The organism is Lysobacter soli (genome assembly GCF_009755585.1).
In the GTDB taxonomy this organism is placed as follows: Bacteria; Pseudomonadota; Gammaproteobacteria; order Xanthomonadales; family Xanthomonadaceae; genus Lysobacter_J; species Lysobacter_J soli.
In genome coordinates this window covers 3,159,952-3,182,076 of sequence record NZ_CP046603.1, presented here as the reverse complement: position 1 = coordinate 3,182,076, position 22,125 = coordinate 3,159,952, and the positions used below count along the sequence as shown (strand labels likewise).

Below are 22,125 nucleotides of genomic sequence, written 5' to 3'. Positions count from 1 at the left end.
AAAGCCGGGGTTTTCCTTTCGTGCGGGAACGAGCCGGGATCAGGCTGTTCGCACGGTTTTCTTGCGCACGATCTCGTAAAGGAACAACAGCACGACGGCGCAGATGATCGATATCACGAAGCCGATGAAGCCGCCATCGGCGTAGATCAGGCTGCCGATGTACGCGCCGACGATGCCGAGCACGATGGTGAGGATCCAGCCCATCGGATCCGCTCCGGGTTTGAAGAACCGCGCCAGCACACCAATGACCGCACCGATGATGATCGTGTAGAGCAGACTGCCCATGACGTTCTCCTTGGGTGGTGATGCCGGCGCAGCGTAGCAGTGCCGCAACGGGGCGGCGATCGGGCCGACGAACGGTCGCTACGGTGTGCCCGGAAACAAAAAACCCTCGCCGGAGCGAGGGTTTTCTGGGGCCGCCGCATAGCTCGTTCAGCAGCAGCCGTGGCCGCCGTGGCGATCGCCGCTGTCGGGCGCGACCGACGCGCCGGTCGTCTCGCCGCGCAGGCTCGCCTGGTGGTGTTCGGCGATCACCCGCGACACGCACGCCGTCACGCGCTTGCCCATCGGGATGTGCAGGAACTCGTTCGGACCGTGCGCGTTGCTGTGCGGGCCGAGCACGCCGGTGATCATGAACTGCGCACCGGGGAACTTCTCGCCGAGCATGCCCATGAACGGGATCGAGCCGCCTTCGCCCATGTACATCGCCGGCTTGCCGAAGAACTCGCGGCTCGCCGAATCGATGGCTTTGGTCAGCCACGGCGACTGCGCGGGTGCGTTCCAGCCGGAGGAGGACTTCTCCAGATCCAGCGTCACCTTCGCGCCGTTCGGCGGATCCTTCGTCAGCACTTCGCGCAGCAGTTCGCCGGCCTTCTTGCCGTCGAGCGTGGGCGGCAGGCGCAGCGACAGCTTCACCGAGGTGTACGGACGCAGCACGTTGCCGGCCGACGCCAGCGGCGGCATGCCGTCCACGCCGGTCACCGACAGCGCGGGACGCCACGTGCGGTTGAGCACGAGCTCGGCCAGATCCGACGCCATCGGCGTCATGCCGGGCAGGAACGGGAACTTGTCGAAGATCGCCGTGTCGAGCACCTTCGCCGCTTCGCGCGCCTGCGCGAGGCGTTCTTCCGGAACATCCACGAACAGGCCGTCGACGCGGATCTTGCCGGTGTTCTCGTCTTCCAGTCGCGAGAGCAACTGGCGAAGCAGTCGGAAGCTCGACGGCACGATGCCGGACGCATCGCCCGAGTGCACGCCTTCTTCCAGCACCTTCACCGTGAAATTGCCGCCGGCGAGGCCGCGCAGCGAGGTCGTGCACCACAGCTGCTCGTAGTTGCCGCAGCCCGAATCCAGGCACACCACCAGCGAGGGCTTGCCGATGCGGTCGGCGAGGTGGTCGACGTACGCGGGCAGGTCGTAGCTGCCGGACTCCTCACACGCTTCGATAAGGATCACGCAGCGCGCATGCGGCAGTTGCTGCTCCTGCAGCGCGAGCACGGCGGTGAGCGAGCCGAAGATCGCGTAACCGTCATCGGCGCCGCCGCGGCCATACAGGCGGTCGCCCTTGATGACCGGATTCCACGGGCCGAATTCCGGATCCCAGCCGGTCATTTCCGGCTGCTTGTCCAGATGGCCGTACAGCAGCACGCAATCGTCGTTGCTGCCGCCGTTGGACGCCGGGATGTCGATGAAGATCAGCGGCGTGCGGCCTTCGAGGCGCACCACTTCGACCTTCATGCCGGGAATCGGCTGGGCCTTCGCCCAGGTTTCCATCAGCTTGACCGCATCGTCCATGTAGCCGTGCTTGACCCAGTCGGCGTCGAACATCGGTGACTTGTTGGGAATCTTGATGTACTCGACGAGCTGGGGAACGATCTCGTCGTCCCATTTGTCGCCGACGTAGCGGTCGACCTTGCTGATGTCCATGGCGGATGCGGCCTCGTAGCGGGGGACGACAAGTTTACGCCTCCGTGACGGCGGGCCGGCTCCCGAGGCAGCGCCGGAGGCTCCCGATACGCCGGCGGATTGTTCCGACGTACAGCGAAATGGCGCCTACGCATAGTTGCGGCGGTTTCCTTGCCGTTTTCGGCGGATCGCCCGATAGGGCCGGCTGTCCCCGCTCCGGAGACTGTGTTGGCCGCCCATGCAGCGCTTCGGCGGCCATCCAACCATCCACGTCGTGGGCCCGTCCGGGCCCAAGGAGATGCTCATGCAATCGTTCGAAACCAGGTCCCCGGCTGTCCGATCCTTCGCGATGTTCGTCCGGGCCCTGCTGCTGTCGCTGGTCCTCACCGGTACGGCCATGGCCGCCGAGACCGTCAACATCAACACCGCCGACGCGGCCACGCTGGATCGCGTGCTGGTGAACATCGGCCCCGCCAAGGCGGAAGCGATCGTCGCCTACCGGAAGACCAACGGCCCGTTCCGCAGCGCCGATCAGCTCGCGCAGGTTCCGGGCATCGGCCTGAAGACGGTGGAGAAGAACAAGGACCGCATCGCGATCGGCGGCGGCGCGCCCGCTACGGCAGCCGCAGCCAAGCCCGCACCGGCAGCGTCGGCGGCCAACGCATCGAAGCCGGCTGCCACCAGGCACTAGGGGAGGGGCGCATGCCGGCCCGGCGCCATCGACGCGATCCGGCACGCCGGTCGCGCCGGGCCGGCACTGCGATCGCGACACGTTGATCGCTCAGTTAGCGCGACCTGATCGGAGTCCATCCGAGAGCCGCCCGCTAGACTGGGGCGAACGACTACCGGACGTGACGGATGGCTCCCGAGCAACAAAGCCGTTCGCGGGTGATGCCCGCCAACGAATACCGGCGCGAGCGCTGGCGCAACCAGATGGGCTGGACGCGCGAGATCCACGCCGGACGCCTCGACGATGCCGCGCCGGACGCACCGTGGGATTGGCGGCTTTCCATCGCGGAGATCGAGCGCGATTCGGAGTTCTCGGCCTTTCCCGGCGTCGATCGCGAGCTTGTGCTGCTCAGCGGCAACGGCGTGCGTTTGCGCTTCGACGACGGTGAATCTCACGAACTCCATCCGCCGCACGACCGGCTGCGATTCGCCGGCGAACGCAAGGTGACCGGCGAACTGCTCGATGGCCCGACTCACGACTTCAACCTGATGTGGCACCGCGACCGGGTGCGTGCCGCGCTGTGGCATCGACCGCTGGTGGGACCGATGGTGCTGTTCGCCGATCCGGGCACGACGTGGGTCGCGCACCTGATCGCCGGGCAGGCGCAATTCGCGGACGACTCGGGTCTTCCGCCGATGTCGGCGGGCGACACGGCGTTCTTCGAGGCAGGCAGCGAACGGCTTCGCCACGTGATCGATGGCGGTGGCGAACTGCTCGTGATCCGGATCGAGCCGGTCGAAGGCGCGCGCTGACGACGACGCGTCAGTAGACGTCGCGGCAATACCGCCCGTCCGCGGCCATCGCTTCCAGCGCATCGAGGCCGACGGTGTCGCGCAACACGACATCCACGGCGGGCGCCATGCCTTCGAGGCTGCCGCACACGTAAACGGCGGCGCCGTCGGCAATCCATTCGCGCAGGCGTCCGCTGTGTTCGCGCAACACGTCCTGCACGTACACGCGCTGTGCGCCATCGCGGGAAAACGCGAGGTCGAGATGCTGCAGATGGCCTTGGCGGAACCAGGCTTCGATCTCGTCGCGATGGTGGAAGTCGTGCTCCCGCTGGCGTTCGCCGAACAGCAGCCAGTTGCGATGTTGGCCGGCGAGTGCACGCGCCTTCAGATGCGCGCGCAAGCCAGCGAGGCCGGTGCCGTTGCCGACGAGGATCATCGGCCGGTCGTCCTCCGGAGCATGGAAAGCGATGTTGCGGCGGATGCGGACGTCGATGGTCGCGCCGACATCGGCATGCGCAGTCAGCCAGCCGCTGCCGCAGCCCAGCCGCCCGTCGAGATGACGCATCTGGCGGACGAGCAGGTGCAGCGCGCCATCCTGCGGCACGGAGGCGATGGAGTACTCGCGATGCGGCAGCGCTTCCAGCAGGTTGGCCACGGCTTGCGCGGAATGACCTTGGATGGCTGCGGGCTCCGGAAGGCGCGAGCGCTGGAGCAGGGTCGCCAATTCCAGCGTTTCGCCGTTGTGTTCGACGGTCGCGTCGCCGTCCTGGTTTGCGGTGAGCAGCCAGGACGCCACCTCGGGCGGAGCATGTCGCGGGCCGATCTCGGCGATGTCGCCGGCTTGCCAATCGAGGTCGCCCGCGTCCATCGGCAACAGCGCGACGTGATACGCCGGTCCCCCGACACTGCCGGGATTGAGCCATCGCCGTTCCTGCAAGCGCCACGGGCGGTAGCGCGGCGCGCTCCAGTCGGCCAATGCGGTGTGACCGGCAAGCTGACCGAGTCGATGCTGCCAATGCCGCAGCGCGCCGGCGTCGCCGGCGTCCACGTCGATGCGGTCGAACATCGGCTGCGCGCCGCTGTGATGCAGCCATTGATCGAGGCGACGACCGAAGCCGCAGAAGCGGTCGTAGGCGCGATCGCCCAGCGCGAGCACGGCGTACTCAAGCCCCACGAGCGTCATCGGCTGGCCGAGCACGTGACGGGTGAAGCCAAGCGCGTGGTCGGGCGGATCGCCTTCGCCGGTGGTGCTGGCGATGAACAACGCCCGGCGATGCGAGCGCAGCACGTCCGCATCGACACGATGTAGCGGCATCACGCGCACCGGCGTTCCCGCGTCGCGCAGCGCCTGCGCGGTGTGCTCGGCGAGTTGCTGGCCGAAGCCGGTCTGGCTGGCCCATGCGAGCAGCATCGCGTCGTCGCCAGCGGCATCGGGAACGTCAGACGCGGCGCGATCCGCGTGCGCATCGAGCCACGTCGACACGCACAACCCGACGAAGGCCAGTGCGACCACCATCGCGAGTACCCAGCTGCCGGCGCGGGGCGAGGCGACCCACCATGACTCCGTCTGCCAATAGCCGAACGCGACGATCGCCGCGAACAGCGCTGCCAACGCGACGCCGTTGCCGAGCCACGCGCGGATCGAACTTCCCGCTTTCGAACGCGTCGCGCTCATGCTTGCAACAGCGCCTCGAATGCCGGCGTCATCCGCTCCTCGACGATATCGGGCAGCCCATCTGCATCGCGACGCACTTCGACAAAACGCGCCGCCAGCCCGTGCGCATTAGCGACGTCCATTCCTTCATGCGTCCCCAGCACGGTGAGCGCAGTCGCCCAGGCATCGGCGCGCATGGCATCGCCGGCAGCAACGGTCACCGCCACCGGCGCGTTGGTCACCGGATGTCCGCTGCGCGGATCGAGCGTGTGGCTGATGCGGAGGCCGTGATGCTCGCGCCGATGCCAGCGATCGCCCGACGTCGCGACCGCAAGGCCGTCGAGCGCCAGCACGCGCGGTTCGCGCGCGTCGTATTCATCGCCATCCCAGCCTTCCACGATCACGCGCCACGGTGTGCCGTCGGGTTTGCGTCCGAAACCGAACAGCTCGCCGCCCACTTCCACCAGCGCCGCGTCGACGCCGCACGAACGCAGGTGCGCAGCGACGGCGTCCACGCCGAAGCCCTTCGCGATCGCGCACAGGTCCAGTCGCGTTCCGCCGGGCTGCAGCACGCGGCGTTCGTTGCGGTCGAGCACCACGCGGCGCCATTGCACCTGCGCGCGGGCAGCCTCGGGCGAGAAGCGTTCCGTCGTCGCGCCCGACGGCCCGAAGCCCCAGCCATCGACCAGCGGGCCGACCGTAGGATCGAAGGCGCCGCCGCTCGCGTGGGCGATGTCGAGGGCGCACGAGAGCACGGCGAAAAACTCCTCGCGCAATGCGTGCCAAGAACCGGCATCGGCCGCGTTGTAACGGCTGAGGTCCGACGCCGCTTTCCAGTTGCTCATCTGCGACACCACGTCGTCCAGCCGCGACTGGACGCCCGAATGCAGCGCATGCAGGTCGGCGTTGCGTGGCGAGACGAGCTTCACCGACCAGGTCGTGCCCATCGTCGCGCCGCCGAGGACATCGACGGCGCGTGTGACGGACGCTGCGGGCGCGTGCATGTTCACGGTGGAGACGGCGCCGCGATTACTGCGGCAGCACTTCCAGCGTGGCGACGTAGCCCAGACGGCGCTGCTTGGCCTGCTTCACCGTGGTCTTGTCGTCCTGCGCGTTGGCTTCGATCCAGTACATGCCCGCTTCCGGCCACGTCACGGCGAACTCGCCCTGCGCGTTGGTCTTCACCTTCAGCTCGTCCTGCGCGTTGCGATAGCGCGTACCGCCGCGGACGATCTCGATGTCGAGGTTCGCCGCCGGCTTGCCGTCGATCTGGAAGCGGAACTTCGCTTCCTCGCCCGCGAACAGGTCGTTGGGATGCGTCACCGGCACCAGTTCCAGGCCGACGCCGCTGGGCTTCAACGCCGTCTCGTTCGGCGAACCATTGGTGACGAAGGTTTCCACGCGGCTCACCGACTGCCCGACCTGCAGCTTCTTCGCATTCTTCGGCACTTCGGTGGCGAAGGTCGCTTCGGTGCCGCGCCAGCGCTTGGGCTTGCCGTCTTCTTCCCAGCTGCCGGTGACGTAGTTGTTCACCACGCCGATGCGGTAGGTGCCGGCCTGCTTCAGTTCGACGTCGAACACCGTGCGGTACTTGCCCGTGGCGGTGTTCTGCGCAGCGACGGTACTCCCATCGGGCGCGGTGATGGTCAGGTTGTCGGTCTTCAACGGCACGTGGTTGAAATAGAACAGGTCGTTGGACACCGCGGCATCCACCGTCACCCACGGATTGTTGCCGGCGAGCACGGTCTGCGACGGCTGCAGCCAGGCCTTGTGCGCCTGCGCGCCGAGGGGAAGGGCGAGGGCCAGCGCGAGCGCGGCGAACTTGAGGGTCTTCTTCACGACATGCTCCTGCGTTCGTTGATGTGTTCTGTTGTGGCGACGGACATCAGGGCTTGCTGGTGACGCTCACCAGGCCAAGCTCGCTCGTGCCCTGCGCCTTGCCGCTGCCCGCGCCGCCCCACTTGAAGGGGACCTTGACCAGTTCGCGACCGCCGACTTCGCGCGCGGCTTCCACCACCAGCGTGTAGTCGCCGGGCGGGAGCTTGCCGAGTTCGGGATGCTGCGCGCCGAAGGTGAGCGCATGCGTGCCGACCGGCCGCGTCGGGCCGGTCACGCCATCGACCGGCACCGTCAGCGTGCGGCCACTGCGGCGCCACCACTGCCGCAGGTCCGGCAGCCACTTGGTGCCGTGGCCTTCGGAGGTCGACTTCTGCTGGTACCAGACCGCGAGGTTCGCCAGCGCCTTCTGGTCCGCGCCTTCGACCCAGATCGCCACGTACGGGCGGTGGTATTCGGCGACGTTGAGCTGCGGGATCTGCACGTTCACGTTGATTTCCGCCGAGTACGCCGGCAGTGCGAGCAGTCCGCTCAGCGCGATGGTCAGTTGGACGCGCATGGGTTTCCTCATGGTCAGGTCAGTGGATGAAGAGCAGGGCGATCAGCAGCGGAAGCGCGAGCCCGAGCGCGACGTACGGCCACGTCATGCGCCGCTGTCGCGCGTGCATCTGCAGCAGGAACAAACCGGTGATGCAGAACACCAGGCACGCGAGTGCGAAGATGTCGATGAACCAGCGCCACGCCGCGCCGGCATTGCGGCCCTTGTGCAGGTCGTTGAGGTAGGCGACGACGCCGCGCGTAGTGCGTTCGTACTCGACCGCACCGCTCGCGCGATCGATGCTCAACCACGCGTCGCCGCCGGGACGCGGCAACGAAAGGTAGACCTCGTCGGCCGACCACTCCGCCGGCTGCGTGCCGATCGACACGGGCAACACGTCGTTGAGCCAGTCGCCGACGGTTCCGGGCAGCGGCGCGGTGCCGTCCTCGCGCGTGCCGAGCGCACGCAGCACGGAAGCTGGCATTTCGACCTTGCGCGTCAGCGTTTCGGGTTTGGCTTCGATCGCGGCCGAGTGATTCAGCGTGATGCCGGTGATCGAGAACAGCAGCATCGCGACCAGGCAGATCGCCGAGCTGATCCAGTGCCACGAATGCAGCGTGCGCAGCCAGAATCCGCGGCGCTGCTGCTGCGCGGCGATGTCGGGCGTGGCGGAGGAAGGTCTCACGGCGTGCGGCTCACGGCTCGGCCCAGCGACGCAGCAGGTTGTGATAGATGCCGGTGAGCTGCACGAGCGCCGGGTGCTCCGGCACGTCCTGCGTCAGGTGGCGGATCGACACGTCCAGCTCGAACATGAGCCGGCGCTGCGCGTCCTCGCGCAACAGGCTCTGGATCCAGAAGAACGAGGCGATGCGTTCGCCGCGCGTCACCGGCGTGACCTTGTGCAGGCTCGTGCCGGGATACAGCACCAGGTCGCCGGCCTGCAGCTTCACGCGCTGCACGCCGTAGGTGTCTTCGATGATCAGCTCGCCGCCGTCGTATTCCTCCGGCGCGCTGAGGAACAGCGTCGCCGACAGGTCGGTGCGCACCGGATCCACGCCGCCGCGGCTGCGGTCGTAGCGGATCGCGTTGTCGACGTGGAAGCCGAACGACTGCCCGCCGCTGTAGCGGTTGAACAGCGGCGGATAGATGCGCTGCGGCAGCGCGGCGGAGAAGAACGTCGTGTTGCGGGCGAGCGCATCCAGGATCAGCCCGCCCAGCTCGCGCGCCACCGGATCGTGCTCCGGCAGCTGCGCGTTGTCCTTCGCCATCGCCGACTGGTGGCCGGCGGTGATGCGGCCATCGGCCCAGCCGGCATCCCGCAGGCGGTCGCGGCAGTGGGCGACCTGTTCGGCGCTGAGGACTTGCGGGACCTGTAGCAGCATGTCGGATCCTTGGCTTCGTCAGGCCCGGCGAACCGGGCGTCGCGTGGCTGGATGGAGTGTCACTCGAGCGGGATAGCGAGGCGCGGATCAGAAGCGGTAGATCGCCTGCAGCACGACCTGTCGCGCTTCGCCGGGCGTCGCCCAGCCGTTGTTGCGGATGCGGGTGTAGTACGTCTTGTCGAACAGGTTGTTGACGTTGAGCTGGAAGGCGAGGCGTTCGTTGAGGTCGAAGGCCACCATCGCGCGATGCGAGGTGTAACCCTTCGCTTCGGCGATGTTCGCGCCGTTGCCGGTGTACACGTCGTAGTTGCCCACGTACGTCAGGCCGTAGCCGAACGTCCACTGGCTCAGATCGTACGTGGTCCACAGGCTGCCCGAACGCTCCGGCGTGCCGCTGATCGGCAACCCCGCGAGCGGATCCGGATTGGCCGGCGTGTTGCCGCACGCGGTGCTCGGATTGGCCTTGCAGTAGTCCGACACGCCCTGGATCACTTCGCTGTCCAGCCACGTGAGGTTGGCGAAGATCGACCATGCGTCGGTAATGTGGCCCGCCGCGCCGAGCGCGATGCCGTCCACGCGCGCCGTGCCGTCGAGCTGCTGCTCGCCGCTCGGGTTTTCCGGATTGCCCGGATCGGCGACCTTGTATTCCTCGCGTTCGTTGCGGAACACCGCCGCGGTCAGCGCCAGTTTGCTGTTGATGTCCCACTTCGCGCCGGCCTCGATGTTGATCGCGGTTTCCGGATTGACATTGCAGTTCGCCGTGCCGGTGGTGCTGGTCGCGGTGCACGAGCCGTTGACCGAGGCCTTCGACGGCGTCTTGCTGTTGGAGTACGACAAGTACAGGCTCGCGTTCGCCGCCGGCTTGAAGATCAGGCCCGCGCGGTACGAGAACAGGTCGTCGGAGTTTTCGGCGACCACGCGCGTCGTCGGCTGGCCCAGCTGCGGGCTGCCGGCCGTGGTGTTGAACGTCGTGGTGACCGTGTCGCCTTCGTTGTGCTCGTAGCGCGCACCGAGGTTCAGCATCCAGCGATCGTTGAATTCGAGCGTGTCGAAGGCGTAGATCGCCTGGTTATCCAGCGAACCTTCGGCGATGCTGCCGCGGATGTAGTTGATCGGGCCGGTATAGACCGAATACGGATCGGTCACCGACATCGGCGGCAGCGGTACGGTCGCGCCGGTCGGCGTGCGGAACAGGTTGCCGGTGTCGAGGTCGAACTCCTCGCGGGAGAACGACACGCCGGTCACCAGCGAGTGCTTCACCGAGCCGGTCGAGAATCGCGACACCACATCGGTCTGGCTGACGGCGAGCGTGTTCTTCGTGTCGCGGCTGAAGCCGCGCGGGCCGCTCGGCAGGTACGTGTTCGGCGTCGTGCACGGTGCGCCGGTCGCGGGATTGAAACCGGCCGGCAGGCACCACGTGCCCTGCGGCGCGTCGACGACGCTCAGCTGCTCCACCTGCTGGAAGCGCGCCAGGCTGCGCAGCGTGGTGTTCGGCGTGAAGTCGTGCTCGAACACGCCGGTGACCATGTCGACATCGATCTTCTGGCGGTCGATGTTGTGGTAGCCGTAGTAGTTTTCGGTATCGACGCCCGGCAAACCACCGCCGAACGCGGCGAAATACGGCACGCCGTACTGCGGGAGGTTGTCGTCGCTCTGGTGGAAGTAGCTCGCGGTGAAGCGCGTATCGCCGTCCAGGCCGAAGGCGACCGACGGCGCGATGCCCCAGCGCTCGAAGTTTTCGTAATCGCGGCCCGGCACGTCGTTCTGGTGAACCATCGCGTTGATGCGGAACGCCGAACCGTTGTCCAGATCGGTGTTGCTGTCGAGGGTGATGCGGCCGAAGCTGTCGGTGCCGGCGCCGGCTGTCACCACGGTGGAATCGCCGCTGCGCGCGACCTTGCTCACCAGGTTGATGTTGCCGCCGACCGAGCCCGCACCGGAATAAACCGAGTTGGCGCCATTCACCAGTTCGACCGATTCCAGGTTGAAGTTGTCGGTGCGCGTGTACTGCGCGCTGTCGCGCACGCCGTCGGTGGTGATGTCGCTGTTGGCGTTGAAGCCGCGCAGCGTGATGCTGTCGCCGTAACCGCCGCCGCCTTCGCCCGCGCCGAAGGTGATGCCCGGCAGCGTGCTCAGCACGTCGCGCAGGCCGATCAGGTTCTGCTGGTCCATCACGTCCTTGGTGACGACGGTGATGGTTTGCGGCGTGTCCAGCAGCGGCTGCGTGTACTTGATGGAGGACGGCTTCTCGACGTACTCGCCGTGCACCTCGATCTTGTCCAGGTCACGCGCGTTGGCGGGCTCGCCGGCCGGTTCGGCCAGGGCGGGCGCCACGACGGCGAGCGCAAGGGCGCCGGCGAGCGGCGAGACGACGAACTTCCTGTTGGACATGGGATTCCTCGGGGGAAAAGCAGGGCGGCACGGCCGCGGTTCGGCGTGAGATGTTAATGAGATGAATTCTCATTTGCAACGAAAAGTGAACGCGGGCGGACGAGCGGCGACCGCGTGGGCGTCTGGGCGGTCGTCCGCGCGGGCGCACGACGGCGTTCCCGCCAAGGCAGGCGCACGGCTGATCGGAGGGGAAGCGCTGACTGGCGAACGCCCGGCGCTGCGGTAGCAGGCCTGCGGAGGGCCCGGGCTAGCCTGCGCTCACCCCGGGTGCGCTTCGCTTAGCCGGGCTACAAGAAACGTGCTTTGGTGCGCGGTCATCAGCCGCGGTCGTCGCGCGTCCAGATGCCGACGTCGTCGACCTTCACCGGGAACTTCGGCACCGGTTCGTAGGCCGGCGCGCAGAGCGGGCGGCCATCGCGCACGTCGAACTTCGCGCCGTGCAGCACGCATTCGATCGTCGCTTCCTCGCCGTCGAAGTTGCCGGCGGACAGCTCGAAATCCTCGTGCGAGCACTTGTCTTCGAGTGCGTAGTAATCGCCGTCGTAGTTGACGACGAGGATGGCCGTGTCGCCATCCCACGCCACGGTGCGTTCACCCGGCAGCAGTTGCGAGGTTGCGCAGACGAACACCCATTGCTCGGCGGCACCGCTCACAGCGGCTTCTCCAGCACCTCGAAGCGCAGGTCGTCGCGCTTGGGCTCGCCGAAACGCTCGTCGCCGTACGGGAACGGCTTCTTGATGCCGGTGCGGCGATAGCCGCGGCGTTCGTAGAAGGCGATGAGTTCGTCGCGGATGTCGATGACCGACATGCGCATCGACGGCAGCGACCATTCCTCGCGCGCGAGGCGCTCGGCTTCGGCGATGACCTGCTTGCCGATGCCGCCGCCCTGCAGGGCCGGGTTCACGGAAAACATGCCGAAGTAGCCGGCGCCGTCTTCCTCGGCGACATGCGCGCAGGCGAGCAGTTCGCCGCCTTCGCGCTCGGCGATGAGGATCGCGCTGCGTGGGCGGTCGATACAGGCCTGCACGTCGTCCGCGCCGGTGCGGCGGCCGCCGAGCATGTCGGCCTCGGTCGTCCAGCCCTGCTTGCTGACGTCGCCGCGGTAGGCCGATTCGATCAGTGCGACCAGCGCGTCGATGTCGGCGTGGGTCGCGTGGCGGAACTGCAGGGACTGAACGGTCATGGTGTCGGTCGGTGAAGAGCGGGCAGGCGGCCATTCTCCAGCGTGATCGCGGCGGTGTCATCCGGCGCGATGCGCGACGTTTACCCCAGCAGCCGGCGGACCTTCTGCAGCCCGGCGACGAACGCCTCGATTTCTTCGTGCGTGTTGTAGAACGCCAGCGACGCGCGGCACGTGGCCGGCACGCCGAAGTGCTGCATCAGCGGGTGCGCGCAGTGGTGGCCCGAACGGATCGCGACGCCTTCCAGGTCGAGCAGCGTCGCCAGGTCGTGCGCGTGCGCGCCTTCGACCAGGAAGCTCACGACCGCGGCCTTCTCGCGCGCCTGTCCGAAGATGCGCAGGCCCTCGACCTTCGACAGCGCCTCGTTGAAGTGCGCCAGAAGTTCCTGCTCGCGCGCCTCGATGTTGGTCATGCCGAGGCCGGAGAGATAGTCGACCGCGGCGCCAAGACCGACGAAGCCGGCGATGTTCGGCGTGCCCGCTTCGAACTTGTGCGGCGCGTCGTTGAAGACGGTGCCTTCGAAACGCACTTCCTTGATCATCTCGCCACCGCCGATGAACGGAGGCATGGCGGCGAGGTGTTCGCGACGCGCCCACAGTGCGCCGGTGCCGGTGGGACCGGACATCTTGTGGCCGGTGAAGGCGTAGAAATCGCAGCCGATGGATGCGATATCCACCGCGCGATGCGGCACCGCCTGCGAGCCGTCGACGACCGTGACGATTCCGCGCTTGCGCGCTTCGCGGCAGATGTCGCGCACCGGATTCACCGTGCCCAGTACGTTGGACACGTGCGTGAGCGAAAGCAGCTTCACCTCGGGCGTAAGCAGCGAATACAGCTGCGCCAGGTCGAGCTCGCCGCGTTCGTCGATCTCGGCGACCTTGATCACGGCGCCCGAGCGCTGCGCGACCAGCTGCCACGGCACGATGTTGGCGTGGTGCTCCATGCGCGTGAGCACGATTGCGTCGCCGGCCTTCAGCTGCGGCAGCGCCCACGAATACGCGACGAGGTTGAGCGCGAACGTCGTGCCGCTGCAGAGCACCAGTTCGTCGCCGCGAACGTTGAGGAACTTCGCCAGCTTCGATCGCGCGCCTTCGTACGCTTCCGTCGCCTCGGTGCCGAGCGCGTGCACGGCGCGGCTGACGTTGGCGTTGTGGCGGCGGTAGAAGTCGTCGACGGCATCGATCACCGCATCGGGTTTCTGCCCGGTATTGGCCGAATCGAAATAGACCAGTGGCTTGCCGTGCACCTGCCGCGTGAGCAGCGGGAAGTCGGCGCGGACGCGGGCCCAGTCGATGGCATTCGTCGAGTCGGTGGCGGGAAGGTTCATGCGTGCTCCATTCAGGCGCGCCGGTCAGGCGGCGCCGAGGCGTTCCAGCGCGGCGTCCAGGCGGGCTTCGAGCGCCGTGCGCAGCGCGTCGCCGGGCTCGAACACCGACAGGGTTTCGCGGCAGAACGCCGCGGTGAGCAGGGCGCGCGCCTGCTCGGACGACAGGCCGCGGCTGCGCAGGTAGAACAGCGCCGTCTGGTCGAGCTGGCCGACGGTCGCGCCGTGCGCGGCCTGCACTTCGTCGGCGTGGATTTCGAGCACCGGCTGCGTGTCGATCTCGGCGCCTTCGCTCAGCAGCAGGTTCTTGTTCGACAGCTGCGCGTTCGTGCCATCGGCGCCTTCGCGGATCAGGATGCCGCCGTGGAACGCGGCCTTCGAACGGCCCGACGCCATGCCGCGCCACGTGAGTTCGCACGCGGTGTCGCGGCCGACGTGATCGATCCCCAGTCGTGTATCGATATGGCGCTTGCCCGATGCGAGCAGCACGCCGTTCGCGTGCAGGCGCGCGTTGTTTCCGTGGAGCGCGGCGTTGAGTTCGTGACGCGACAGGCCGGCGCCGAGTTCGAGGTCGAGGCGGCGATAGTCGGCCTCTTTCGCCAGCACCGCATCGGTACGCGCCATCAGCGTCGCGCCGGCCGCCTCGTCCTGCACGCGCGCGTGGCGCAGCGTGGCGTTCGCGCCCAGGTGCACGTGCGTCAGCTGATTGGCCAGATGGTTGTGCGCGCCCGGGGCGAGATGGTGCTCGACCACGACCAGCGAGGCGTTGTCGCGAAGTTCGATCAGATGGCGCAGGTGCCACGCCTGGTCGGTCTGCGCGGGGGCGCCGATCAAGACGATGTGGATCGGCTGCGTCGACTGCGCGCCCGATTCGGCGCGAAGCACGAAGCCATCGTCGGCGAGGGCGGCGTTGAGGCGCGCGAAGATCTCATCGCTGCGATCGAAACGGCGCGCGAGGAAGTTGGCCTCACGCGGCTCGCCTTCGACGAGCACCTGCGAAAGCGGCTGCAGCGTCACGCCCGACGACAGACCCGAGAGGTCGCTGTGCGGCGCATCGAAGCGACCGTTGACGAAAACGATGCGCGGCGCCGGAATATCCGCCAGCAACGCATCGTCGAACGTCGCGACCGAGGCCGAAGGCGCGGCGAACGCGCGGCGTTCCAGCGCTCGCAGCGGCGTGTACTTCCACGCTTCCACGCGGGCGTGCGGAATGCCGTCGCGCAGCGCGGCATCGAGCGCGGCGCGTCGGGTTTCGCCCAGCCCGGCGGCCTCGCGGGATTGAAGCGATTCGAAAGCGGTGGCGAAGGAATCGAGCAGGGCGCTCATGTCACGCGCTCGCTGCCGGAGTGATGCGTTCCTTCACCCACGCATAGCCGTGCTGTTCCAGCTCCAGCGCGAGTTCCGGGCCGCCCGTCTCGACGATGCGGCCATCGGCCAGCACGTGCACGACATCGGGCTTGATGTAGTCGAGCAGGCGCTGGTAGTGCGTGATCACGAGGAACGCACGCTCCGGCGAACGCAGCGCGTTCACGCCGTCGGCGACGGCCTTGAGCGCGTCGATGTCCAGGCCCGAATCGGTTTCGTCCAGGATCGCCAGCTTCGGTTCGAGCAGCGCGAGCTGGAAGATCTCGTTGCGCTTCTTCTCGCCGCCGGAGAAGCCTTCGTTGACGCCGCGATGCAGCAGTTCGTCCTTCAGGTGCAGCACGGCCAGCTTCTCGCGCACGAGCTTGAGGAACTGCATCGAATCCAGTTCGCTCTCGCCACGCGCCTTGCGCTGCGCGTTGAGCGCGCTGCGCAGGAAGTAGGTGTTGTTCACGCCCGGGATCTCGACCGGGTACTGGAACGCGAGGAACACGCCCGTCGCGGCGCGCTCTTCCGGCTCCAGCGCGAGCAGATCCTGGCCTTCGAACGTCACGGTGCCGGCGGTGACCTCGTAGCCTTCGCGGCCGGCGAGCACGTTTCCGAGCGTGGACTTGCCGGCGCCGTTGGGCCCCATCACCGCGTGCACCTGGCCGGGCGTGAGTTCCAGCGTGAGGCCCTTGAGGATCTCCTTGCCGGCGACGGAGACGTGGAGGTTTTCGATCTTGAGCATGGGGGCGTGATTCGTGATTCGTGAGTTTTGATTCGAAGGGTGCGTCAGCCGACGCTGCCTTCCAGCGACACTTCCAGCAGCTTCTTGGCTTCCACCGCGAATTCCATCGGCAGCTCGCGGAAGACGCTCTTGCAGAACCCGTCGACGATCATCGACACGGCGTCTTCCTCGGAGATGCCGCGAGAGCGGCAATAGAACAGCTGGTCGTCGCTGATCTTGGAGGTGGTCGCTTCGTGCTCGACGGTCGCGCCGGGGTGCTTCACTTCGATGTACGGGAAGGTGTGCGCGCCGCACTTCTTGCCGATCAGCAGGCTGTCGCACTGCGTGTGGTTGCGCGCGCCTTCGGCCGAGCCGAGCACCTTCACCAGGCCGCGATAGGTGTTCTGGCCGCGGCCGGCGCTGATGCCCTTGCTGACGATCTTGCTCTTGGTGCGCTTGCCGACGTGGACCATCTTGGTGCCCGTGTCGGCCTGCTGGCGATGGTGCGTGAGCGCGACCGAATAGAACTCGCCGACCGAGTCGTCGCCGACCAGCACGCACGACGGGTACTTCCACGTGATCGCCGAGCCGGTTTCGACCTGCGTCCAGCTGATCTTGCTGCGTGCGCCGCGGCATTCGCCGCGCTTGGTCACGAAGTTGTAGATGCCGCCGACGCCGTTCTCGTCGCCCGGGTACCAGTTCTGGACGGTGGAGTACTTGATCTCCGCATCGTCCAGCGCGACCAGTTCGACGACCGCCGCATGCAGCTGGTTCTCGTCGCGCATCGGCGCGGTGCAGCCTTCCAGGTAGGAAACGTAGCTGCCTTCCTCGGCGATGATCAGCGTGCGCTCGAACTGGCCCGTGCCCATCGCGTTGATGCGGAAGTAGGTGCTCAGTTCCATCGGGCAGCGCACGCCCTTGGGGATGAACACGAAGCTGCCGTCGGAGAACACCGCCGAGTTCAGCGCGGCGAAGTAGTTGTCGCCGGTCGGCACCACGGTGCCGAGGTACTTCTTCACCAACTCCGGATGGTCGTGCAGCGCCTCCGACAGCGAGCAGAAGATGATGCCCTTCTCGGCCAGTTCCTTGCGGAACGTGGTGCCGACGGAGACCGAGTCGAACACGGCATCGACCGCGACGCCGGCGAGCTTGGCGCGCTCGTGCAGCGGCACGCCGAGCTTCTCGTAGGTGTCGAGCAGTTCCTGCGGAACGTCGTCGAGCGAGGCGTACTTGGCCTTCGGCGCGGAGTAGTAGCTCACCGCCTGCAGGTCGATCGGCGCGATGTTGAGCTTGGCCCAATGCGGCATCGGCATGGTGAGGAAGTGCCGGTACGCGGCCAGGCGCCAGTCGGTCATCCACTCCGGCTCGTTCTTCTTGGCCGAGAGCGCGCGGATCACGTCCTCGTTGAGGCCGGGCGGGAGGCTGTCGGATTCGATGTCCGTGACGAAGCCGGCCTCGTACTTGCGGCCGAGCTGCTCATGGATCTCACGATTCTCGAGCGGGTGGTTTTCCAGGATTTCGGTGGCCATGGGGCTGCCTACTTCTCAAGCCAGGTGCAGGTCGATGGACCTGCGGGGTGGTTCGTTGGGCGGCGGGGCGAGCATCTGCGCGAGCGTTACCGCGCGCAGCGCCTCCACCACCACGTCGTTTATGCGGCGCCAGTTGGCGCGTACGCCGCAGGACTGTTCCAGGCCGCAGCTGCCGGTGTGGACGCTGCATTCGGTCATGGCCAGCGGCCCTTCCATGGCCTCCACGATCTCGATCAGGCCGATGTCGCCGGCCGGCCGGGCGAGCCGATAGCCGCCGTTCGCGCCCCGGAACCCCTCCACCAGCCCGGCCTGGGCCAGCGGCTTCAGGACCTTGGCGACGGTCGTCGCCTCCAGGCCCGAGCGCTCGGCCAGTTCGGAGGCGCTGAGCACGGCATCGTCGCCATGGGCGAGGGCGGTCATGACGACCGTGGCGTAGTCGGTGAGCTTGGTGACGCGAAGCATGGGGCACTGCAGGGTGGAATCCGTACCGGAATTGTACGTTTTACGGCGGCCGAGGCCAAGGGCGTGCCGGATCGGCGATTCAGGCTTGCCGTACGTGCGGCTGCTCCGGCTGGTGTCCGGTCCCTCGGGGCGGACGCGCCGCGTTTCTCGTGACGGGCGCGTCGTGATTGGCGCGCGATGGCGATGTCGCGCCGATCCGTACAGAATGGCCGCTTTCACCCAACCGGACCTCCGCATGCCGCGCAAGATCGTCGCCCGTCGTTCCGCCATCCATGGCAACGGTGTTTTCGCCGTCGCCCCGATCGCCAAGGGCGAACGCATCGTGGAGTACAAGGGCCGCCGCCGCACCCATGACGAAGTCGACGCCGACGTCAGCGGCGACCCGGATTCGGGCCACACCTTCCTCTTCACGCTGAACGAGGAATACGTCATCGACGCCAACTACGAAGGCGGCGTGGCGCGCTGGATCAACCACAGCTGCTCGCCCAACTGCGAGGCGGTGCTGGAAGAGGCCGACGGCGACGACCGCACGAAGGACCGCGTGTTCATCGAGGCGATCCGCGACATCAAGCCGGGCCAGGAGCTGTCGTACAACTACGGCATCACGCTCGAGGAGAAGCACACGCCCGAGCTGAAGAAGATCTGGGAATGCCGCTGCGGCTCGCGCAACTGCACCGGCACGCTGCTGCAGCCCAAGACGCCGAAGAAGGCAAAGAAGGCCGCATCGAAGTCGAAGAAGACCGCTGGGAAGAAGGCCGCAACCGGCACGAAGCGCGGTGCGAAGAAGACCGGCGCCAGCAAGACCGGCGCGAAGAAGGGCGTGCGCAAGGCCGCCTGATCCAGCTGTCACGCGCCCCGGGGATTCCGGGGCCGCGTGCGGGAACGGCTCCGCCGCATTCCCGAAGCCGACCTCCCGTACCATCGAACAATGGCGCGCCCGCCGACGCATCGACACACTGCGTCCGCGCCCTTGGCGCAGTCCCGTGCATCGATCGATCAGGAGCCCCGCATGTCCCAGTCCCGCGCCCTCGACGGCCAGACCGCCCTCGTCACCGGCGCCGCCAGCGGCATCGGACGGGAAATCGCGTTCGAACTCGCCCGCGCCGGCGCGGCGGTGGTCATCGCCGATCTGAACGAGGCCGGCGCGCAGGCCGTCGCAGCGGAGGTCGAAGGGCAGGGCGGCAAGGCGCTGGGCATCGCGATGGACGTCACCGACGAGGCCGCCGTGAACGCCGGCGTTGCGCGCGCGAATGACGCGTTCGGCGGCGTGGACATCCTCGTGTCGAATGCGGGCATCCAGATCGTCAATCCGATCGACCAGTTCGCCTACGCCGACTGGAAGAAGATGCTGGCGATCCATCTCGACGGCGCCTTCCTCACCACCAAGGCCGTGCTGCCGCACATGTACGGCACGAAGCCCGACGGAAGCCACCGCGGCGGCACCGTCATCTACATGGGCTCGGTGCACTCGCACCTGGCCTCGCCGCTGAAGTCCGCCTACGTGACGGCCAAGCACGGCCTGCTGGGCCTGTCGCGCACGCTCGCGAAGGAAGGCGCGAAGCACGGGGTTCGCAGCCACGTCGTGTGCCCCGGCTTCGTGCGCACGCCGCTGGTGGACAAGCAGATACCCGAACAGGCGAAGGAACTGGGCATCAGCGAGGAAGAGGTCGTCAGCCGCGTGATGCTGGGCAACACGGTCGACGGCATCTTCACCACCGTCGAGGACGTCGCGCGCACCGTGCGCTTCCTCGCGGAATTCCCGACGGCTGCCTTCACGGGGCAGAGCTTCGTCGTCAGCCACGGCTGGCACATGCAATAGCGGACGCCGCCGTCGTGTGACGGCGCTCCACAACCCGAGATGCGCGACGCATCGAAAGGGTTGCCATGACTCACGCCACTGCGTAGGGTTCGCCGCGCCGCTTAGTCTGCGCCTCGCCCGGGCATCACGCCGCGAGCCGGCACGAAGCCGCCCCTCCAGCACGGACCGCCGGTGGATGCGCGAACGCGCAACCGGAACCACGCGCTGGGCCACATGGACCGCGAAGACCCAACGCATGCGCGCACCGCTGCTCCTCATCCTGGCCGTCGTTTCCACGCCCGTGTTCGCCGTGGAAATCGATGGCCGCATCGACCCCGCCGAATGGCAGGGCGCACGTCACGTCACCGATTTCCGCAAGGTCCAGCCGTTGTCGCTGGAGCCGGGCACGCTGCCGACTGAGGGTTGGATCCTCGCCACGCCCGAGGGTCTGGCCATCGCGATGCGCAACCAGCAGCCGATGGATACGCGCACGCGCCAGCGCGTCCGTCGCGATTTCGAGGAACAGGTCGATCGCGTCAACCTGATGATCGATTACGACGGCGACGCGCGCACCGGCTACAACTTCACGGTGTCCTCCACCGACGGCATTGCCGACGCGGTGATCACCAACGAAAACCAGTTCAACGACGACTGGGACGGCAACTGGCGGCATGCCGTCAGCGAGGATGAGACGTCGTGGTCGGTCGAGATGCTGATTCCCTGGTACATCGCGCCGATGCGCGAGGGCAAGGACGGCGTGCGCACGGTGAAGATCTACCTGGACCGCGTGATCGGTTCGACCGGCGAGCGCTCGGCATGGCCGGGCGCGAGCTACACGCGGCCGCGCTTCCTCTCCGACTTCGCGCCGGTGGAAATGCCGCAGTACGACCAGTCGCTGCTTGCCGTCACGCCCTACGTGTCGGGCCTGTACGACAACATCAGCGGCGACAGCGACTTCGACGCCGGCGCCGACATCTTCTGGAAGCCGAACGGGCAGTTCCAGCTGTCGGGCACGATCAACCCGGATTTCGGCCAGGTCGAAAGCGACGACCTCGTCATCAACTTCGACGCCACCGAAACCTTCATCAGCGACAAGCGCCCGTTCTTCACCGAGAACCAGGGCATCTTCGAGTTCACCACGCCGTCGGACTACAGCCAGTTGCTGTACACGCGTCGCGTGGGCGGGCCGGCCGACGACGGCAACGGCGCGGGCGACATCACCGCGGCGGTGAAGCTCAACGGCAGCATCGGCGCGACGAAGTACGGCGTGTTCGCCGCCGACGAAGCCGATGAAGTCGGTCGCACGTTCGGTGCGGTGCGCGTGGTGCGCGACCTCGCCAAGCAGAACCTCGGCGCGATGGTGACGTATGTCGACCGGCCGTTCCTGGATCGCACCGCCACCGTGATGGGCGTGGACCACAACTGGCGCCCGACGGCCCGCGTGAGCGTGGAAACGCGCGTGATCGGCAGCCAGATCGACGAGCACGGCCGCACCACGGACGACAACGGCGCGACGATGTGGGTCAACTACGAGATGGACCACGGCTGGCGCCAGCAGTGGCTCGCGATGCATTTCGGCAACGAGCTGGAAATCAATGATTTCGGTTATCTGCAGCGCAACAGCACCAACTACCTCAACTGGCAGGTGATGCGCCGCTTCACCGATCTTCCGAAGGAATCGCGTTACGCGTCGAAGGACTGGCGCGCGCGCATCAGCGGCACCGACAACGACCACGGCGACCGGCTGCAGCGCCAGCTGCGCATCAGCCGCGAAGGCAACCTGCGCAACGGCAGCTACGAGTACGCGCAGATCAACATCAATACCTCCGGCGTGGACGACCTGCTCACGCGCGGCAACGGCGTGGTCGACAAGCCGTCCAACTTCAACGCGTACTTCGAATACGAACGGCCGCGCAAGGGCGACTGGGCGTGGGATACCGAGGCCGAAGTGTTCTCCGGCGGCCTCGCCGGCAACGACAAGATCGGCTACAACCTGCGCGTGCAGCCGACGTACTTCATCAGCGACGCCTTCAGCGTGTACCTGGGCGGCTTCTACGAGCGCATCCCGAGCTGGCTGGTGTGGCAGGAAGACAACCTGATCGGCGAGTTCAACGAACGCATGCTGCAGGTCGACGCCGGTCTGGACTGGACGATCACGAACAAGCAGGAACTGCGCGTGAAAATGCAGGCGATCGGCCTGGATGCCGGCCTGGAGCAGGCGTACCGCGTGCAGCCGGGCGGCGCGTCGATCGCATCGGACGACGTGGTGAACGATTTCAGCGTGCGCAACCTGGGCTTCCAGGTGCGTTATCGCTACGAGATCGCGCCGCTGTCGTACCTGTACGTGGTCTACGGTCGCGGCGGCTACCAGCAGGATCCGTTCACCGAGCGCCCCGGCGACCTGCTGCGCGACAGCCTGGAACTGCGTGACGACGAGCAACTGCTGGTGAAGCTGAGTTATCGGTTCGAGCTTTGATGGTGTCGTGTCGAAACGAAACTCGCCGCGAATAGCGCGGTGCTCCAAGTGGAACCGTCATCCCGGCGAAAGCCGGGACCCAGGCTGTCACGCCATCCGGCGAGCTGCATGACGGGA

Annotated in this window: 20 protein-coding genes and 1 pseudogene; 5 read left to right on the top strand and 16 right to left on the bottom strand. The window is 67.1% G+C overall.

The window, feature by feature from the left end; genetic code table 11:
- Nucleotides 1-39: 39 nt before the first annotated feature.
- Complete coding sequence (locus GOY17_RS14530; protein WP_157030935.1) at nt 40-285, bottom strand: GlsB/YeaQ/YmgE family stress response membrane protein; 246 nt, start codon at nt 283-285, stop codon at nt 40-42.
- A 147-nt stretch (nt 286-432) separates the two neighbouring features.
- Entirely contained in the window at nt 433-1,926 is a 1,494-nt protein-coding gene (locus GOY17_RS14525) for a M20 family metallopeptidase (protein WP_115842524.1), read from the bottom strand.
- 283 nt (nt 1,927-2,209) lie between these two features.
- On the opposite strand from GOY17_RS14525, the gene GOY17_RS14520 reads away from it, so the two are divergent.
- Both GOY17_RS14520 and GOY17_RS14515 read left to right on the top strand, forming a co-directional pair.
- On the top strand, nt 2,210-2,596 hold the full coding sequence (locus GOY17_RS14520; RefSeq protein WP_115842606.1) for a ComEA family DNA-binding protein: 387 nt from the start codon (nt 2,210-2,212) through the stop codon (nt 2,594-2,596).
- A gap of 200 nt (nt 2,597-2,796) precedes the next feature.
- Nucleotides 2,797-3,387, top strand: coding sequence for a HutD/Ves family protein (locus tag GOY17_RS14515; protein ID WP_232338438.1), 591 nt, complete (start codon nt 2,797-2,799; stop codon nt 3,385-3,387).
- 10 nt (nt 3,388-3,397) lie between these two features.
- On the opposite strand, the gene GOY17_RS14510 is transcribed toward GOY17_RS14515, so the two are convergent.
- From GOY17_RS14510 to GOY17_RS14445, 14 genes are all read right to left on the bottom strand, one after another.
- Nucleotides 3,398-5,041: a sulfite reductase subunit alpha gene (locus tag GOY17_RS14510; RefSeq protein ID WP_157030933.1), complete on the bottom strand. Its 1,644-nt coding sequence runs from the start codon at nt 5,039-5,041 to the stop codon at nt 3,398-3,400.
- A complete protein-coding gene (locus GOY17_RS14505; protein WP_157030932.1) occupies nt 5,038-6,024 on the bottom strand; it encodes an FAD:protein FMN transferase in 987 nt (328 codons plus the stop codon). Before GOY17_RS14505 ends, GOY17_RS14510 begins: the two co-directional genes overlap by 4 nt.
- A gap of 25 nt (nt 6,025-6,049) precedes the next feature.
- Nucleotides 6,050-6,859, bottom strand: coding sequence for a DUF4198 domain-containing protein (locus GOY17_RS14500; RefSeq protein WP_115842520.1), 810 nt, complete (start codon nt 6,857-6,859; stop codon nt 6,050-6,052).
- Nucleotides 6,860-6,905: 46 nt separating this feature from the next.
- A complete protein-coding gene (locus GOY17_RS14495) occupies nt 6,906-7,415 on the bottom strand; it encodes a DUF2271 domain-containing protein (RefSeq protein ID WP_115842519.1) in 510 nt (169 codons plus the stop codon).
- 19 nt (nt 7,416-7,434) lie between these two features.
- Nucleotides 7,435-8,079, bottom strand: a complete 645-nt coding sequence (locus GOY17_RS14490) for a PepSY-associated TM helix domain-containing protein (RefSeq protein WP_157030931.1) — start codon at nt 8,077-8,079, stop codon at nt 7,435-7,437.
- A 10-nt stretch (nt 8,080-8,089) separates the two neighbouring features.
- The gene (locus tag GOY17_RS14485; protein WP_157030930.1) at nt 8,090-8,776 is read right to left on the bottom strand and encodes a Fe2+-dependent dioxygenase; all 687 of its coding nucleotides are present in this window, start codon (nt 8,774-8,776) and stop codon (nt 8,090-8,092) included.
- 87 nt (nt 8,777-8,863) lie between these two features.
- On the bottom strand, nt 8,864-11,167 hold the full coding sequence (locus GOY17_RS14480) for a TonB-dependent receptor (RefSeq protein WP_157030929.1): 2,304 nt from the start codon (nt 11,165-11,167) through the stop codon (nt 8,864-8,866).
- 317 nt (nt 11,168-11,484) lie between these two features.
- Nucleotides 11,485-11,820, bottom strand: coding sequence for a non-heme iron oxygenase ferredoxin subunit (locus GOY17_RS14475; RefSeq protein ID WP_157030928.1), 336 nt, complete (start codon nt 11,818-11,820; stop codon nt 11,485-11,487).
- Entirely contained in the window at nt 11,817-12,350 is a 534-nt protein-coding gene (locus GOY17_RS14470) for a GNAT family N-acetyltransferase (RefSeq protein WP_115842514.1), read from the bottom strand. The genes GOY17_RS14475 and GOY17_RS14470 overlap by 4 nt, the downstream gene beginning before the upstream one ends.
- Before the next feature lie 80 nt (nt 12,351-12,430).
- Nucleotides 12,431-13,675, bottom strand: coding sequence for a cysteine desulfurase (locus GOY17_RS14465; protein ID WP_157030927.1), 1,245 nt, complete (start codon nt 13,673-13,675; stop codon nt 12,431-12,433).
- A gap of 24 nt (nt 13,676-13,699) precedes the next feature.
- Nucleotides 13,700-14,998, bottom strand: coding sequence for a Fe-S cluster assembly protein SufD (gene sufD / locus GOY17_RS14460; RefSeq protein ID WP_157030926.1), 1,299 nt, complete (start codon nt 14,996-14,998; stop codon nt 13,700-13,702).
- 1 nt (nt 14,999) lies between these two features.
- Nucleotides 15,000-15,764, bottom strand: coding sequence for a Fe-S cluster assembly ATPase SufC (gene sufC / locus GOY17_RS14455; RefSeq protein WP_157030925.1), 765 nt, complete (start codon nt 15,762-15,764; stop codon nt 15,000-15,002).
- A gap of 44 nt (nt 15,765-15,808) precedes the next feature.
- On the bottom strand, nt 15,809-17,272 hold the full coding sequence (gene sufB / locus GOY17_RS14450) for a Fe-S cluster assembly protein SufB (protein WP_115842510.1): 1,464 nt from the start codon (nt 17,270-17,272) through the stop codon (nt 15,809-15,811).
- 15 nt (nt 17,273-17,287) lie between these two features.
- Nucleotides 17,288-17,734, bottom strand: coding sequence for an SUF system Fe-S cluster assembly regulator (locus GOY17_RS14445; protein WP_157030924.1), 447 nt, complete (start codon nt 17,732-17,734; stop codon nt 17,288-17,290).
- Nucleotides 17,735-17,969: 235 nt separating this feature from the next.
- Between GOY17_RS14445 and GOY17_RS14440 the strand changes: the two are divergent.
- The 3 genes and pseudogenes from GOY17_RS14440 to GOY17_RS14430 all read left to right on the top strand — a co-directional run.
- Nucleotides 17,970-18,431: pseudogene (locus GOY17_RS14440) on the top strand (SET domain-containing protein); the annotation flags it as partial.
- A gap of 312 nt (nt 18,432-18,743) precedes the next feature.
- Nucleotides 18,744-19,553 (top strand): 3-hydroxybutyrate dehydrogenase, encoded by an 810-nt coding sequence (locus GOY17_RS14435; protein ID WP_157030923.1) that lies wholly within the window; start codon nt 18,744-18,746, stop codon nt 19,551-19,553.
- A gap of 235 nt (nt 19,554-19,788) precedes the next feature.
- Nucleotides 19,789-22,008, top strand: coding sequence for a DUF5916 domain-containing protein (locus GOY17_RS14430; RefSeq protein ID WP_157030922.1), 2,220 nt, complete (start codon nt 19,789-19,791; stop codon nt 22,006-22,008).
- Nucleotides 22,009-22,125 lie beyond the last annotated feature (117 nt).

Coding starts and splice junctions, on each gene's coding strand:
- GOY17_RS14530 (WP_157030935.1), bottom strand. CDS start 285: ATGGGCAGTCTGCTCTACACGATCATCATCGGTGCGGTCATTGGTGTG.
- GOY17_RS14445 (WP_157030924.1), bottom strand. CDS start 17,734: ATGCTTCGCGTCACCAAGCTCACCGACTACGCCACGGTCGTCATGACC.
- GOY17_RS14515 (WP_232338438.1), top strand. CDS start 2,797: ATGCCCGCCAACGAATACCGGCGCGAGCGCTGGCGCAACCAGATGGGC.
- GOY17_RS14435 (WP_157030923.1), top strand. CDS start 18,744: ATGTCCCAGTCCCGCGCCCTCGACGGCCAGACCGCCCTCGTCACCGGC.
- GOY17_RS14520 (WP_115842606.1), top strand. CDS start 2,210: ATGCAATCGTTCGAAACCAGGTCCCCGGCTGTCCGATCCTTCGCGATG.
- sufC (WP_157030925.1), bottom strand. CDS start 15,764: ATGCTCAAGATCGAAAACCTCCACGTCTCCGTCGCCGGCAAGGAGATC.
- GOY17_RS14510 (WP_157030933.1), bottom strand. CDS start 5,041: ATGAGCGCGACGCGTTCGAAAGCGGGAAGTTCGATCCGCGCGTGGCTC.
- GOY17_RS14505 (WP_157030932.1), bottom strand. CDS start 6,024: ATGCACGCGCCCGCAGCGTCCGTCACACGCGCCGTCGATGTCCTCGGC.
- GOY17_RS14525 (WP_115842524.1), bottom strand. CDS start 1,926: ATGGACATCAGCAAGGTCGACCGCTACGTCGGCGACAAATGGGACGAC.
- GOY17_RS14485 (WP_157030930.1), bottom strand. CDS start 8,776: ATGCTGCTACAGGTCCCGCAAGTCCTCAGCGCCGAACAGGTCGCCCAC.
- GOY17_RS14495 (WP_115842519.1), bottom strand. CDS start 7,415: ATGCGCGTCCAACTGACCATCGCGCTGAGCGGACTGCTCGCACTGCCG.
- GOY17_RS14430 (WP_157030922.1), top strand. CDS start 19,789: ATGCGCGCACCGCTGCTCCTCATCCTGGCCGTCGTTTCCACGCCCGTG.
- GOY17_RS14465 (WP_157030927.1), bottom strand. CDS start 13,675: ATGAACCTTCCCGCCACCGACTCGACGAATGCCATCGACTGGGCCCGC.
- sufB (WP_115842510.1), bottom strand. CDS start 17,272: ATGGCCACCGAAATCCTGGAAAACCACCCGCTCGAGAATCGTGAGATC.
- GOY17_RS14470 (WP_115842514.1), bottom strand. CDS start 12,350: ATGACCGTTCAGTCCCTGCAGTTCCGCCACGCGACCCACGCCGACATC.
- GOY17_RS14480 (WP_157030929.1), bottom strand. CDS start 11,167: ATGTCCAACAGGAAGTTCGTCGTCTCGCCGCTCGCCGGCGCCCTTGCG.
- sufD (WP_157030926.1), bottom strand. CDS start 14,998: ATGAGCGCCCTGCTCGATTCCTTCGCCACCGCTTTCGAATCGCTTCAA.